A 15,385-nucleotide genomic window follows, 5' to 3' on the forward strand; every position below is an offset into this window, starting at 1 on the left:
CCGCGATCACTTCGGCGCCGGCTTTCCGGCGTCGAGGCGATCCCAGTTGAGGATCGTGTTGAAGCCCAGCATATAGCTGCCCTGGGTCTGCCAGCGCCAGAATGGCCGCAGCGCGAACAGCACGATATGGCCACGCCCGTCGGGGACATCGACGACCAGCGGCTTTTTCGCCAGCGCGTCACCGCCGCTCAACATGCCGCTCAGCAAGATGTCGCTCGATTTGTCCGGGAACGCCATGATCACGCGCGGAAACTGGGTCGGCTCGGACCCGCTGGAACGCGACGCCGGCTGGGCGGACCCGAACGGGCTCGACGAATCGACGGTTGCCGTCGCCGGGGCGCTGGTCTCGGATGGCAGCCAGGGTGACAGCGGCGTCGGAACCGCGTTCGGCGTGACATTCTGCGCCAGCCGGGCGCCGGGGCCATTGGGGTCGAAATAGCCCATGCCGCCGCCGCCGCGCGCGATCGTCATCACCGGCGCCTGCGAGAAATACACCGGCAGCTGCTTGCCCGCATAGCCATAGACGATCGGGCTGGCCTGGTCGGTGATCATGCCGCGCATGATGGCGCCCTTGTTGTACAGGTCCGACGGCGCGTTGACGGTCACCCCAGGTGTCGCGCCGAACGCCGCGAGCATTTCCACCGTCGATCCATCGGCGAGCAGCGTCCCGCCCTGCTGGACGAAGCTGCGGATCGCTTCCAGCCCGGCGCCGCCGATGCCACCGCGGATATCGTCGGCGGAATCAAGCTTGCCGAGGTTGGGCGTAAGCGCGGTCTTCTTGTACGGAATGGCATCCTTGCCGTTCATCGGCACGCCGACGAACTGCTCGCGCGCGCCGACCGCAACCGTCGGATAGATCAGCACATCATATTTGGCGCGCAGGTTGCGCTGCTTCAGCGTCGTGTCGGCGAAATAATCATAGGGAATGCCATAGGTATCGAGCGCGGCGCGCCACCAGCCTTCGTCCTGCGTGCGCAGCCAGCTGTGAACATAACCGATGCGCGGCGTCGTCAGCACATGGCTCGCCACGTTCGGCATGGCCGCGACGGCTTCGCCAGCAACGCCGAGCGCCTCCGCGACGCGTGCCACGGCGGCGCGATCGGCATTGGGCAGAATGAAGCTGCCCGCGGCATAGCGCCGGCCATCCGCTTCGAACGGCGCTTCGGCGGCGAGCATCTTCACGTCCTTCAGACGAAAGCGCAGCGAGACGAGCGCATTGTCGCCATTGTGGTTGAAGACGATGGTCGATCCGGTTCCCGACACGCCGCCGGGCGGCGCAATATCGGCCGTGACCGGCGTCAGCGCCTGGGCAAAGACCGCCGGGTCCTTGATCGTCTTCATGTCGACATTGTGCATATACTGCATCGTCCACCCCGTATCGTCATAGGGACGCGGGTTGGCCGTCGGGTAGTTCTGAACGCTCAGATACATGTCGAGCAGCGTCCGGTACGGCTGGTCGGCGCGGATCACATAATCGCCAGCGGCGACCTGGACGCCGCCGGCCGTAAAGCCCTGTGTGGCGGTGCCGATCTCGATGCCCTGCTGGCGCAGCATGTTGAGCATGTCGGTGGCGTTGTGCGGGGCATGCTGGCGGGCCGGGATGACATAGGCGTTGATGGCCCCGGTGCGCCCGTTCTCGATCGCGTTGCGGCTCTTGGTCCAGTAATTCTCGAGATACAGGCTATGGTCGGTGGCGACGCGGTTGAGCGCGAACAGCAGCGCCGATTGCTGGATGTTGGTATTGTTGCGCGGACCCCAGTCGATGGACGGCAGCGGCGGGTTCGGGCGGAACCATTCGCGGCTGGTGACGGTCGGCGCCAGCTTCAGGTTCTTCTGAACATCCGGGCCATAGCTTTGCACTTCATAGAAGCGGCCGAAGCTGTTGTGAGTATGGGCGATCCAGAACAGATAATTGGGCACCCAGCCGTCGTAGAAACCATAGGTCCACACGCCCGGCACATTGCGCTTGGTCATTTCCATGACCTCGGTTTCGGCGAGCAGCCACCATTCGTTCGACTGGATTGGGTCGAGCGACGGATTATAGGGCCCGGTCCCGGTCGACACGTACAGGTACGACTGTGCCTCGTGGAGGTCGTGCAGCACTGTCGGATGCCAGTCGAGCATGCCCTTGGTGATGTTCTGGGTGAGCTTCAGAAACTGGCCGAGCCCGTCGCGGTTGTTGTCATGGGCGACATATTTGCCCCAATAGACCAGCGGCGGCTTGGGCTTGCCGGTTTTCTTGCCGTAATAATAGGTGTCGACGATCTTCTCGCGCCCATCGACCTCGACGACGGGGGTGATGAAGGTGATCATGTTGTCGCGGATGTTGCGGATGAACGGCGTCTCCTCGACGGCGAGGCGATAGGCCAGTTCGATCAGCATCTCCGGCCCGCCGGTTTCGGGCGAATGGATGCCGCTGGTCACCCAGTAGATCGGCTTGGCGGTCTTGATGATCTCGGCGGCCTTGGCAGCGTCGGTCCGCCGCGGATCCCCCAGCGCTGCCAGCTGCGCCTTGTAGTCGTCGAGTTTCGCCAGCGTTGCCTCGTCGGCAATGGCCAGCACGACGAGTTCGCGCCCTTCCTCGGTGGTCCCGAGCGTCATCAGCTTGACCCGCTTCGACGTGCGCGCCAGCTCGCGATAATAGCGGTGGATATCGGCGGCGTAGGTCAGTTCACCGGGAGTGCCCGGGATACGCCCGAAGAATTTCAGCGGTGTCGGGACGGTATCGGATGCCGGCAGATGGTCGACAAGTTCGGTGGTAAAGCGCTTGTCGACCAGATGCTGCTGGATCAGCCGGCCATATTCGGCATCCTGCGGCTGGGTCAGCGGCGCCACGCCGGAGGGCGTGACGGGTGCCCCGGGCGCCACCGCCTGCGCCAAGATCGGCCCGGTGGAAAGCATCGTGGCGGCCAGAACACTGGCCTGAACCGAAAAGCGCGCGCCCATATATGGCCCCCTGGAAAATGCCTCAGTCCGTCGCAGCGATTGCGGCGCGCCTTGCGAAATCCGGGCGCGATCGGCCGCTGGCCCATCGACGCAACCCGGTTCAGTTCATCCGCTGCATCACACCATCGCGCTTGAGCACGTCGCCGCCCTTCATCACAAAGCCGACGCGCTGCAGCACTGCGATGTCGGCGAGCGGATCGCCGTCGACCGCAACGATATCGGCATAGCGGCCGGGCTGGATCGACCCGATGTCCTGCGGAACACCGATCAGATCGGCCGCGTTGCGCGTTCCGGCCAGGATCGCGTCCATCGGCGTCAGCCCCGCCTTGACCAGCAGCGCGAACTCCTCCGCCTTGTTGCGATCGCCAAGGCCGGTGAAATCGGTGCCGAGCGCGATCTTGACCCCGGCCTTATAGGCGCGGCCGGCATTGCCGATCATCGTCGGCGTCACCGCAATCGCCTTTTCGGCGACAGTCGGGGGCAGTTTTTCGGGGGTCTTCGTCGCGGTCTGATAGATCCAGTCGGCGACCAGCAAGGTCGGCACCAGATAGGTGCCGTGCTGCTTCATCAATTTGTAGCTGGTGGCGTCGGCATAGGTGCCGTGGTCGATCGAATCGACGCCGGCCTCCACCGCATGGTTGATCGCCTTGTTGCCGTGCACATGCGCTGCGACCTTCAAGCCGATTTCGTGCGCCGTTTCCGTCACGGCGCGCATCTCGTCATCGGTCATCGTCATGTGGTTGGGATCGTCGCCGATCGAACCGACGCCGCCCGACGGCATGATCTTGATCAGCTTGGCACCGTCCCGGTGATGCTGGCGCACCATTTTACGGGCGGTTTCGGCGCCATCGATGACCGACAGTTCACGCCCTTCGAAATGGATTTCCGGTCGCATGCCGTTCTGCGGGTCGGAATGGCCGCCGGTTGCCGACAGCGGCTCCATCGCCGACCAGATGCGCGGGCCGATGATCTGCTTTGCGGCAATCGCCCGGATCAGCGCCGGCGCCTCGATCGCCCCCGATCCGCAGTCGCGCACCGCGGTGAAGCCCTGCTCGATATCGCGCCGGGCATTGCGCATCGCGGTGATGACCGCGTCCGATTCATTGTGGGTGAAACGGCCGAGGACGCTCCAGTCCGGGCCCATCGAGATATGATCATGCACGTCGATGAAGCCGGGCAGCACCGTCTTTGCCGACAGATCGATCACTTCGGCGCCCGCCGGCGATACAAAGCCGTTCTGCACGCCGACGATGCGTTCATCCTTGATGATGATCGAAACCTGCCGCCGCGGCTGCGCGGCGGTGCCGTCGATCATGGTGCCGGCGTGGATGACGACATCCTTGGCGCGGGCCTGCGGGGCCGCCAGCACGGCCGCGGCGGCCAGCAGCATCGCCAGCATGGGGCGCCCGCTCATCGTGCCATCTTCCCGCCGGTCTTGAGCACTTCGCCGCCCTTCATCACGAAATCGACGCGCTGCAGCACCGTGATGTCGGCCAGCGGATCGCCATCCACCGCAACGATATCGGCATAGCGGCCGGCCTGGACCGATCCGATATCCTGCGGCGTGCCGATCAGTTCGGCAGCATTTCGCGTCGAGGTGAAGATCGCGTCCATCGGCGTGAGACCAGCCTTGACGAGCAGGGCAAACTCCTCCGCCTTGTTGCGATCCGAACTTGCCGACTGGTCGGTACCAAAGGCGATCTTGACGCCCGCCTTGTAGGCGCGCCCGGCATTGCCGATCATCGTCGGAGTCACGGCAATCGCCTTTTCGGCGACGGTCGGCGGCAGCGTTTCCGGCGACTTGATCGCATTCTGGTAAATGGCGTCGGCGACCAGCAACGTCGGCACCAGGAATGTGCCGTGCTTCTTCATCAGGGCATAGCTTTCGGCATCGGCATAGGTGCCGTGCTCGATCGAATCGACGCCTGCCAGGATGGCATGGTCGATCGCCTTCTTGCCGTGCGCATGGGCGGCCACCTTGAGCCCGAGCTCGTGCGCGGTCTCGATCGCGGCGACCATTTCCGCGTCGGTCATCACCATGTGATTGGGATCATCGCCGATCGAACCGACGCCGCCCGACGGCATGATCTTGATGACCGTGGCGCCGTTGCGGCGATGGGCGCGCACCTTCTGCCGTGCGTCCTCGGGCCCATCGATCAATGCACCGTCGCGGCCGGCGATGCTCACGGTCGGCGCCAGGCCATTCTGGCGGTCGCTGTGCCCGCCCGTCGGTCCCAGTGCCTGCAGCGCGGTCCAGAAGCGCGGGCCAACCAATTGCCCGGCCGCGATCGCGCGCATGATCGCCGGCGCCGTCACCTCGCTGGAACCGAGGTCGCGCACCGTGGTGAAACCGGTCTCGATCTGCTTGCGGGCATTGATCGCGGCGTTGATGGTGGCATCGCCTTCGGTCAGGACGAAGCGGTTGAGCGGCTTGCGGCTGCCGGTCGAGGCGATATGGTCGTGACAGTCGATGAAGCCGGGCAAGACGGTCTTGGTGGAAAGATCGATCACCTCGGCGCCCGCCGGCGTCACGAAGCCGTTCTGGACTGCGGTTATGCGGTCGTCGCGGATGAGGATCGAAACCTGCTGCCGCGGCGTCGCCGACATGCCGTCGATCAGTTTGCCGGCATGGATGACGACATCCTTGGCATTGGCCGCGCTGGCATTCAGAAGACCACCCAACAGCAGCGCCGCGACAATGCCGCGATGCGGCACGTTCGTCCCCAGCCCGCCCGGCATTCGCCTGCTCACTGGAACCTCGCCATCGCCTGGATGCCGATGATCCGCGGTGCCGTGGTCACCCCGTAATTGGCCCGGACGACCGATCCATTGTAGCGCCAGCCCAGCGCGGTGGCGCTCGCCTGGCCGTTGGTCAGCGCGGTCAACCCGACGGTGTTGAACAGATTGTTGGCGAACAGATAGACGCCCCAGCGTCCCTCGTCCTTTTCCAGACCGAACCGCAGGCCGACGGTGGTGAAACCGGGGAGCGTGTAAAGCGCTGCGCCGCCCGGCGTGCCACCCGGGCCGTTCGGATAGGCATTGGCATAGAGCGGCAGGTTGTAGGTGGTCAGCGATTCACCGCGATAGCTGGCGTCGGCGTGATAGATGATCTGCATGTCGTTGCCGACAGGCGTGGCGTAATCGGCCGATGCCTGAACGGTCCACTTCGGCGAGAAGGGGATCGGATCGCCGGCGCGCCCGGCCGCGACCGTGGCGCAACCGGTGGTGCCGGGCACGAACGGGATCGGGCACTGGGTGATGCCATCCGGCAGCGCCTGGTCGCCGCGCAGCTTGGCATCGATATAACTGCCCGAAAGCCGCATCGTCAGTCGGTCGACCGGGTAGAAGGACGTGTCCAGCTCGATACCCTGGATTCGCGCCGGGCTCGAACTGTTGGTGATGAACCCGAAGGCGTTGTTGAAGCTCGCCGAAATCTGCATGTTCTGCCAGTCCATGCGGAACGCCGCGAGGTTGACGACGACCTTGCGGTCGAACCACGAGGTCTTGGCACCGACTTCATAGCTCCACACCGAATCGGAGGTGTAGACCGCGGCATAGCTCGGCAGGCCCAGGGTCTGGTTGACGCCGCCCGGCCGATAGCCCTGCGACGCCGAACCATAGAACATCACATCGCTGTTCAGCTTGTAGTCCGCAGCGAACTTGAACAGCGTGCCGGTTTCATCGCCGCCGGTGGTCAGTGCGTCCTGCCGGCTGTTACCGGCAATGTAGCTGGGGATGATGACGGCGGCCGTCGTCTCCTTGGTGTATTTGAAATAGCGCATGCCACCGGTCACGCTCAGCGCATCGTTGATGTCCCAGGTGGCTTCGCCGAAGCCCGCGGTCTGCGCCAGCGTGTCGTCGATGGTCCGGTAGAGCCCGGTGTCGTTCACCCCCACAGTGAAGGTGTTGCCGGTCGGAAAGCCGATCGGAAAGGCCTGCAGGCCGGTCACGGGGTCGGTCGGGTTCAGGATGGATTCGGTGAAGTTCTTGCGGTTGCTGTGATAGAATCCGACCGTCCATTTGAACGCGTAGCGGTCATCGGCGAGGCGGATTTCCGCAGTCGAGGTCTTGTTGGTCTGCGGCTGATAGGTGGACATGTTGCCATAGCTGTTGACCAAAGTCTGGTAGCCGGCGCCGTTGCAGGTCGTCCCCAGGATATAGCCCGAGTTGCAGTCCCGGGCGAAGGTCGCATAGCCCGGGATCGTCGTCGGATTGCCGGTGAAGGGGGCGACGATGCCGCCGGTCTGGTTGACGCTCTGATAGCGCGCGAAATAAGGCGTATAGTCGAACTTGTACCCGAGGAACCGGTCCGAATAGGAGCCTGCCGCCGTCAGTGTGGCAAAACCCATGTCCCAGTTGAGCGTTCCGGAGAACAGCTTCATCCGGTCTTCCTGCGGTTGCTGGATGAAGAGCGCCTGGTTGAACTTCTGCCCGGTTAGCTGATATTGGGTGATGTTCCAGCTCGAGCTGGCGCCCTCGCGATCCTGATAGACCGCCATCAGGTCGAGAGTGACATTGTCGACCGGCTGGATGCGCGCGGTGAGGCGGCCGCCATAGCTTCTGTTCGAGTTGATATTGGTCAGGTTGAGCAGGCTGTTGTCGACGAAGCCGGCCGTGCGGTCGAAATAGCCGACGGCGCGGATCGCGAACTTGCCGTCGACGATCGGGATGTTGATCATGCCGTTGATCTGCCGGCCGAGCGAGCCGTCGCTCTCGGCCGCCGTGCTCAACTGGCCATCGACCGAACCTTCATACCGGTCCAGCTTGGGCTTGGCGAAGATCAGGCGGATGGTACCGCCCATCGAACTGGCGCCATACAGCGTGCCCTGCGGCCCGCGCAGCACCTCGACGCGCTCCACGTCGAACAGGCGGATGCTCGGCTGGGTGCCGCCGGCGTCGTTCGAAACGCCGCCGGTGCCACTCAGCGGAACATCGTCATAATAGAGCCCGACCAGCGGCTCGCCCGTCGCATAGAGGTTGCGGATGATGACGCGGCTGCCGCCATTGGCGCTCTCGTTGATGACGAGGCTGGGGGAGACGCGGCCAAGCGATTGCGAATCGGTGATATTCTGTTTGAACAAGGTGTCGGCACCGACAGCCGAAATGGACAGCGGCGTGCGCTGGATGCCGGTCGACCGCTTGAGCGCCGTGACGACGATATCGGAATCGTTCGTCGGCGCCTGAACCTCGGCTTCGGCCGGCGCGCTCCCCGCCGTGGCCGGCGCGCTCACGTCCTGGGCATGGAGCGCCGCCGATGTCGCCAGCAGCGAAACACTCAGCAGAATTCGCGCACCGCGAGAGCGATGCAAAGCTACCTTGATCATGACCTTGCCCTCGTGCTCGGCAAGACGGTTCCCACCGCCTGCCACCCCCAGTCGTCCGGCGCAGCCCGCCCGCCACCGAACACGCCCCATTCACGCGATCTTTCGCCGCATGCTTTCGATTGTCATGAAACCGCAATCGGCCCGGCATTGCAACTCTAAAATTCGCTACGCGATGGTGAAAAATTAGGGTGTTTGCTCTATCCACTGTAAACGCACTGGCAGATACGACCAAAGTAAGGTAGATATGGCAGTGTAATGTCCGTTCAGCGAAAAGACAGCACAGGTTGCTGGGAGCCAAATCCGACGCGCACCGGAGCAAGCGTTATGACCGCCAAACTCGACTCGTTCGACATGAATATTCTCAAACGCTTGACCGATGACGGCCGGATCAGCTGGCGTGATCTTGCCGATGAGATCGGACTTTCACTGACCCCGACGCTGCGCCGCGTGCGACAACTGGAAAGCGAAGGTTACATCCTGGGCTATGCTGCGCGGCTCGATGAAAAGCGGCTCATCGGATCGGTGGAGGCGCTGATTTCGATTACCCTCGACCGGCAGACCGACGAGGCGTTGACGGCGTTCGAAACGAGCATCAACAACCTGCGCGAAGTCACCGACTGTTTCCAGATAACCGGCGAGTTCGACTATCTGCTCCGCGTGGTGGTCCTCGACCTCGACCATTATCAGCCGATCCTGACCAAATTGTCACAGATATCGGTGGTGTCGCGAATCAACTCGAGCTTCGTCCTGAAGACCGTCATGCGCCGCGTCTACTCCGTTCCCTGACCGGGATCGTTCGAAGCCGACGGGGGCAGAATCCCGCCGGGTCGCAGGCGCCGAGAAAGTAACGGCAGCGCGAAATAAAATTTCAAGTCGGAATATTGCAATGACATTTCAACCGGGTAATGTGCCCATGGGTTTTGGGGGAAACGGCATGCAAAGCAGGAATTCTCGGGTCGTCTATCTGCTGGTGTTCGGCCTCGCATCGGCACCGGCCCTTGCCGACGATGCCGCGACCAAGGCGCCGGCTGGCGTGGAAGCGTTCTTCACCGGGCTGAAATGGCGCAATATCGGCCCCGATCGCGGCGGTCGATCGATCTCCGCCGCAGGCAGCGTCAAGCGCCCGCTCGAATATTATTTTGCAGCTGTCGGTGGCGGCCTGTGGAAAACCGTCGATGCCGGCACGACCTGGTCGCCGGTCACCGATGGCAAGGTCAATACGGCGGCACTGGGCGGTGTCGCGGTCTGCGAAGCCAACCCCGACGTCGTCTATTTCACCACCGGTGAAACCCAGTTGCGCGGCAATGTCCTGCCGGGCAACGGCGTCTGGAAATCGACCGACGCCGGCAAGAGCTGGAAGAACATCGGCCTCGCCGATGTGCAGAATTTCTCGCGAATCCGCATCCACCCCACCGACTGCAACACCGCCTATGTCGGCGGTTTCGGCAGCTACGGCGCGGAAGGCGAAGCGCGCGGGGTCTACAAGACCGTCGACGGCGGCAGCAACTGGAAGAAGATCCTGTACCGCGACGCGCGCACCGGCGCCGTCGACATCTCGATCGATCCGAAAAAGCCCGACACGCTCTATGCGGCGCTTTGGGAAGCCTGGCGCAAACCCTGGGGCATGAGCTCGGGCGGCCCCGGCAGCGGGCTGTTCCGCAGCCAGGACGGCGGCGCCACCTGGACGGAACTGACCCGCGCCAAGGGGATGCCGCAGACCGGCCTCATCGGCAAGATCGGCGTCAGCGTCTCGCCGGTCGATTCGTCGCGCGTCTATGCGATCGTCGAGCATGCCGACGGCGGCATGTTCGTCTCCGACGATGGCGGGGAGAGCTGGACGCGCCGCAGCGAGTCGCGCGACCTGCGCCAGCGCGCCTTTTACTACACGCGCGTCGTTGCCGATCCCAAGATCAAGGATCGCGTCTATTCGCTCAACGTCAACTTCCAGCGCTCGGACGACGGCGGCAAGACCTTCCCGACCAAGATCAAGGTCCCGCACGGCGACAATCACGACCTGTGGATCGCCGCCGACGACAACCAGCGGATGATCCAGGCCAATGACGGCGGCGCCAATGTCAGCGTCAACGGCGGCACCAGCTGGACACGGCAGAATTTCCCGACCGCGCAGATGTACCGGGTCTCGGTTTCCAGCCATTACCCGTGGTTTGCCTGCGGCGGGCAGCAGGACAACAGCACCATCTGCGTGCCGTCGCGCGGCTGGAAGCACGCCAATGTGCTCGGCGGGCAGTTCGGCATTGCCGTCGGCGGCGGCGAAAGCGGCTATGTCGTCAACGATCCGCGCAATCCGGACATCTTCTATGCCGGCAGCTATGGCGGCTTGCTCACCCGCTACGACCATAGCACCGGACGGCAGCGCGCCATCGCGGTGCGGCCCGACAACCCGATGGGCTGGTCGGCAGCCGACGTCGCGGAACGCTTCCAATGGACCTTCCCGATCGTCTTCGATCCGCGCGACCCGGCAACGCTCTATGTTGCCTCACAGCATGTCTGGCGCAGCCGCAACGAGGGCCAGAGCTGGGAGAAGATCAGTCCCGACCTGACCCGCCATGACCCTGCGACCCTCGGGCCGTCGGGCGGTCCGATCACCCGCGACCAGACTGGCGTCGAAACCTATGCGACGATCTTCGCCTTGGCGCCTTCGCGGCGCGAACCGGGCCTGATCTGGTCGGGATCCGATGACGGCATGGTCCAGATCACCCGCGACGGCGGCACGAACTGGACCAATGTGACCCCGGCAGGGCTGCCCGAATTTGCCAAGATCACGACCATCGAGGATTCGCCCCACCAGCCGGGAACGGCCTATCTGACCGCGCATCGCTTCCTGCTCGGCGACTTCCGGCCCTATGTGCTGAAGACCAGCGATTACGGCCGCAGCTGGACGCCGATCACCACCGGCATCCCCGCCGACGAGATCGCGCGCAGCATCCGCGCCGACACCGTGCGGCCGGGCCTGCTCTATCTGGGCACCGAGCGCGGCGTCTGGGTTTCCACCGACGACGGCGGCAACTGGCACAAGCTGCAGCGCAACCTGCCGGCGGTCCAGGTCGCGGACCTGGCCGTTGCCGGCCAAGATCTCGTCATCGCCACCCATGGCCGCTCCTTCTGGGTGATGGAGAATATCGACGTGCTGCGGCAGCTGGAGGGCGCCAACAACAATCGCGTCAAGCTCTTCACCCCGGCACGCGCTGTGCGCGGCGTTGATTCGGGCGTTGCCATCGACTATTTCCTGCCCAAGGCCGCAAAGCAGCTCAGCATCGAGATCTTTGCCCCCGACGGCCAGTCCATCCAGCGGTTTGCCGGCAAGCTCGAGGATCCCAAGGCCAAGGAAGGCGGCGGTGACGATGACGATTTCGACGGCGCCCCCAAGGGTCCGCCGACGGCAGCGATGAAGGCGGGGCTCAACCGCTTCTCATGGTCGATGAACTACCCCGGGTTCACCGAATTTCCCGGCATGATCCTGTGGAGCGGACGCAACCGCGGTGTTGCAGCGTTGCCCGGGCGTTATCTGGCGCGCCTGACGGTCGACGGTGCCGTGCAGGAACAGCCTTTCGAAATCGGCGCGGACCCCCGCGTCAAGGGCGCCAGCCCTGCCGACCTCGAGAAGCGCTTTGTCCTCGCGCGCCAGATCACCGCCAGCGTGTCGCAAGCCAATGATGCCGTGCTGTTGATCCGCGGCATCAAGCAGCAGACCGACGAGCGCAGCAACCAGGCCAGGACGCCGGCGACGAAGGAGGCGATTGCCCAGTTCGTCGCCAAGCTCGACGCGATCGAATCGGAAATCTACCAGGTCCGCAACCGCAGCAGCCAGGACCCCCTCAACTACCCGATCAAGCTCAACAACAAGCTCGCCGCGCTGATCAGCAATGTCGAAAGTGCGGACGCGGCACCGACAGACCAGGCCGGCCTCGTCTATGGTGAACTGCGTGGCCAGCTCGATGCCCAGCTCGGCACGCTGAAGACGGTGCTCGATAGCGACCTGCCGGCACTCAACGCCGCACTGAAGGCCGACAGACTGAAGCCGGTCGAGCGGCGCCCCCTGCAAGTCGTGGCGGGTGCTGCCGAAACGCCCAAGGGCGGCACGGCAGGGACGGACTGACGCCCCTTGTGCCCATGTCGTCTGGCGCCTGCGCCGGACGACGGACCGCCGCCGACCATCGTGCGTTCCTGACGAAACAAGGATGGTGACATGGGCATTATGGTCGACGGACACTGGCAGCCGGGCGAGGCGACGGAGGCCAGCAAGGACGGCAATTTCGCGCGGCAGGATGCCGGTTTTCGCGATTGGGTGACGGCCGACGGTGCCGAGGCTCCTGAAGGCCACCGCGCTTATCCGGCCGCGGCCGGCCGATATCACCTTTATGTCAGCTACGCCTGTCCATGGGCCCATCGGGCACTGGTCGTGCGCGCCTTGAAGGGATTGGAGGACAGCATCGGCGTTTCCGTGGTCAGCCCGGTGATGCGCGAGAATGGCTGGACCTTCGCCACGGACGCGGGTGGCAGCGGCGACGGCCTCTATGGCCTGGACTATCTGTGGCAACTCTATGCGCGCGCCCGTCCCGGCTATTCCGGCAAGGTCACCGTACCGGTGCTCTGGGACCGCGAAACCGAAACGATCGTCAGCAATGAATCAGCTGAAATCATCCGCATGCTGGCCAGCGCCTGGGATGGAATCGGCGCCCTTCCCGGCGATTTCTACCCGGAGGCGGCGCGGGCAACAATCGACGCGATCAACGCCGAGATCTACCAGGCCGTCAACAATGGTGTCTACAAGGCCGGTTTTGCCACGACGCAAGCCGCCTATGACGACGCCGTGACGCAGCTTTTCGCGATGCTCGACCGGCTCGACCGGCATCTGGCAACGCAGGACTGGCTCGTGGGTCCGGCGATGACCGAAGCCGACATCCGGCTTTTCACGACCCTTGTCCGGTTCGACGCCGTCTACGTCGGCCATTTCAAATGCAATGTCCGCCGGATTGCCGACTATCCGGCCCTCGAACGCTATCTCGAACGCATGCTGGCGGTCCCGGCGATCGCTGCGACGGTCCATCTCGACCATATTATGACGCACTATTACGCCAGCCATCGCGATCTCAACCCGTCTGGGATCGTGCCGGCCGGCCCGGACCTTCCTTGGGCCAAAATGGTCGACGGGTCGAAATCTCAGCGAAATGCTACGCCGCCGGCGCGCTTGCCTTGATCACCAGGGCATGGACCCGGTCCGGTGCGATCAGGTCGCCGAGCGCGGCATAAACCAGCCGCTGCCGCGCCACGCGCGACTGGCCCGCGAACGCCGCGGCGGTCAACACCACGGTAAAGTGACTTTCACCGGCGCCGCTATGGCCGGCATGGCCCCGGTGCGAATCGCTGTCGTCGATGATCGACAGGTCGGTCGGCTGGAGTGCGGCACGCAGCCGCGTCTCGATTTCGTCGGCCACAACACCCATATCGCACCTTTTCCGGATCAGCCGCCGTCTATACCGACAGCGGCGGCGAAGCCCAAGGACCCATCGACATTTCCGACGTTCCTCCCGAAGCGCCGAAGCGCAGCAGCCGCTTGCACGGGCGTATCGAGCGCCCCGATGCCGCGCTGTGCGACCACCCCGGCTGCACCAACCCCGGCGAATTCCGCGCCCCCCGGTCGAACCGCGTGCCCGGCAGCGAAGGCGGCTGGCAGTTCCTGTGCCTCGATCATGTCCGCGCCTTCAACGCCGGCTACAACTTCTTCGACGGGCTTTCGCCCGACGAGATCTACGAGGCGCAGTCGCCGCTTGCCGGCTGGGAACAGGCAGCGACGCCGAAGGGCCGAATGGCCTTCAGTTTCGGCGACGCCCATGACCTGTTCGGCGCCGATACAAAGCAAGCACCGCCAAAGAAACGCTGGGCGGCGTTCGGTGATGCGCAGGCGCTGGCAGCGCTCGGGCTGGGCGACGGCGCCAGCGCGGATGACGTGCGCCGGGCGTACAAACGCCTGGTGCGGCGATATCACCCTGACAGCAATGAGGGGGACCGGTCGATGGAAGGGAAGTTGCAGGCCGTCGTCAACGCCTATACGCACCTGAAGTCCGCATCCGCATTCAAGACGGAGTCCTGAGTCCCGTGTCAGCCCTGCCCGATTCCCAACATACCGCCATGATGGCACCCGACACGACCGTCGATGCCCGCGAAGTCTTCGGCGTCGATATCGACATGGCGGTCCCCGCCTTTTCGATGAAGGACGAGCGCGTCCCCGATCTCGACCCGAGCTATGTCTTCGATCCCGACACGACGCTCGCGATCCTCGCCGGCTTCACCTTCAACCGCCGGGTGATGATCCAGGGCTATCACGGCACCGGCAAGTCGACACATATCGAGCAGGTGGCGGCGCGGCTGAACTGGCCGTGCATCCGCATCAACCTCGACAGCCACATCAGCCGCATCGACCTGATCGGCAAGGACGCCATCGTGCTGCGCGACGGCCAGCAGGTCACCGAATTCCGCGAAGGCCTGCTGCCCTGGGCGCTGCAGACCCCGACGGCGCTGGTGTTCGACGAATATGACGCTGGTCGCCCGGACGTGATGTTCGTCATCCAGCGCGTGCTCGAGGTGGAGGGCAAGCTGACGCTGCTCGACCAGAACCGGGTGATCCGCCCCAACCCGTATTTCCGGCTGTTCGCTACTGCCAACACCGTCGGGCTGGGCGACACGACGGGGCTCTATCACGGCACCCAGCAGATCAACCAGGGCCAGATGGATCGCTGGAACATCGTCACCACCCTCAACTATCTGCCCCACCACACCGAAACCGCGATCGTCGTCGCCAAGGTCAAGGACTTCGATACCGACGCCGGCCGCAAGCAGGTCGCCAATATGGTCAAGGTCGCCGACATGACCCGCGCCGGCTTCATCGGCGGCGACATCAGCACGGTGATGAGCCCGCGCACCGTCATCACCTGGGCGCAGAACGCGACCATCTTCGGCAACGTCGGCTTTGCGTTCCGGCTGTCGTTCCTCAACAAGTGCGACGAGGCGGAACGTGGCATCGTCGCGGAATATTATCAGCGCGTGTTCGGCGAGGAACTGCCGGAATCGGTTGCCGTCAAGGGACGCAAATAGCG

Annotated in this window: 10 protein-coding genes; 5 read left to right on the forward strand and 5 right to left on the reverse strand. The window is 64.2% G+C overall.

The window, feature by feature from the left end:
- Window positions 1-6: 6 nt before the first annotated feature.
- The 4 genes from GGQ62_RS08995 to GGQ62_RS09010 all read right to left on the reverse strand — a co-directional run bounded on the left by GGQ62_RS08995 (window position 7) and on the right by GGQ62_RS09010 (window position 8,270).
- The gene (locus GGQ62_RS08995) at window positions 7-2,946 is read right to left on the reverse strand and encodes a M14 family zinc carboxypeptidase (RefSeq protein ID WP_207790492.1); all 2,940 of its coding nucleotides are present in this window, start codon (window positions 2,944-2,946) and stop codon (window positions 7-9) included.
- A 100-nt stretch (window positions 2,947-3,046) separates the two neighbouring features.
- The gene (locus tag GGQ62_RS09000; protein WP_152577625.1) at window positions 3,047-4,360 is read right to left on the reverse strand and encodes an amidohydrolase family protein; all 1,314 of its coding nucleotides are present in this window, start codon (window positions 4,358-4,360) and stop codon (window positions 3,047-3,049) included.
- Entirely contained in the window at window positions 4,357-5,697 is a 1,341-nt protein-coding gene (locus tag GGQ62_RS09005; protein WP_243446641.1) for an amidohydrolase family protein, read from the reverse strand. The genes GGQ62_RS09000 and GGQ62_RS09005 overlap by 4 nt, the downstream gene beginning before the upstream one ends.
- Complete coding sequence (locus tag GGQ62_RS09010; RefSeq protein WP_167649556.1) at window positions 5,694-8,270, reverse strand: TonB-dependent receptor; 2,577 nt, start codon at window positions 8,268-8,270, stop codon at window positions 5,694-5,696. The genes GGQ62_RS09005 and GGQ62_RS09010 overlap by 4 nt, the downstream gene beginning before the upstream one ends.
- A gap of 324 nt (window positions 8,271-8,594) precedes the next feature.
- Between GGQ62_RS09010 and GGQ62_RS09015 the strand changes: the two genes are divergently transcribed.
- The 3 genes from GGQ62_RS09015 (at window position 8,595) to GGQ62_RS09025 (ending at window position 13,488) form a co-directional block, all read left to right on the forward strand.
- On the forward strand, window positions 8,595-9,056 hold the full coding sequence (locus GGQ62_RS09015) for an Lrp/AsnC family transcriptional regulator (protein ID WP_152577623.1): 462 nt from the start codon (window positions 8,595-8,597) through the stop codon (window positions 9,054-9,056).
- Between the two features lie 148 nt (window positions 9,057-9,204).
- Window positions 9,205-12,387 carry a WD40/YVTN/BNR-like repeat-containing protein gene (locus GGQ62_RS09020; RefSeq protein WP_152577622.1) on the forward strand — a complete coding sequence of 1,061 codons (3,183 nt, stop codon included), beginning with the start codon at window positions 9,205-9,207 and terminating at the stop codon, window positions 12,385-12,387.
- Window positions 12,388-12,477: 90 nt separating this feature from the next.
- Window positions 12,478-13,488 (forward strand): glutathione S-transferase family protein, encoded by a 1,011-nt coding sequence (locus GGQ62_RS09025; protein WP_152577621.1) that lies wholly within the window; start codon window positions 12,478-12,480, stop codon window positions 13,486-13,488.
- On the opposite strand, the gene GGQ62_RS09030 is transcribed toward GGQ62_RS09025, so the two are convergent.
- Window positions 13,463-13,735, reverse strand: coding sequence for a BolA family protein (locus GGQ62_RS09030; RefSeq protein ID WP_152577620.1), 273 nt, complete (start codon window positions 13,733-13,735; stop codon window positions 13,463-13,465). The two genes, GGQ62_RS09025 and GGQ62_RS09030, sit on opposite strands and share 26 nt — an antisense overlap.
- 110 nt (window positions 13,736-13,845) lie before the next feature.
- Between GGQ62_RS09030 and GGQ62_RS09035 the strand changes: the two genes are divergently transcribed.
- Together GGQ62_RS09035 and cobS are read left to right on the forward strand one after the other, a co-directional pair.
- Window positions 13,846-14,382, forward strand: coding sequence for a DnaJ domain-containing protein (locus tag GGQ62_RS09035; RefSeq protein WP_153401237.1), 537 nt, complete (start codon window positions 13,846-13,848; stop codon window positions 14,380-14,382).
- 38 nt (window positions 14,383-14,420) lie between these two features.
- Window positions 14,421-15,383: a cobaltochelatase subunit CobS gene (cobS, locus tag GGQ62_RS09040; RefSeq protein ID WP_152577619.1), complete on the forward strand. Its 963-nt coding sequence runs from the start codon at window positions 14,421-14,423 to the stop codon at window positions 15,381-15,383.
- Window positions 15,384-15,385 lie beyond the last annotated feature (2 nt).

This window comes from Polymorphobacter fuscus (assembly GCF_011927825.1).
Lineage (GTDB): Bacteria > Pseudomonadota > Alphaproteobacteria > Sphingomonadales > Sphingomonadaceae > Sandarakinorhabdus > Sandarakinorhabdus fusca.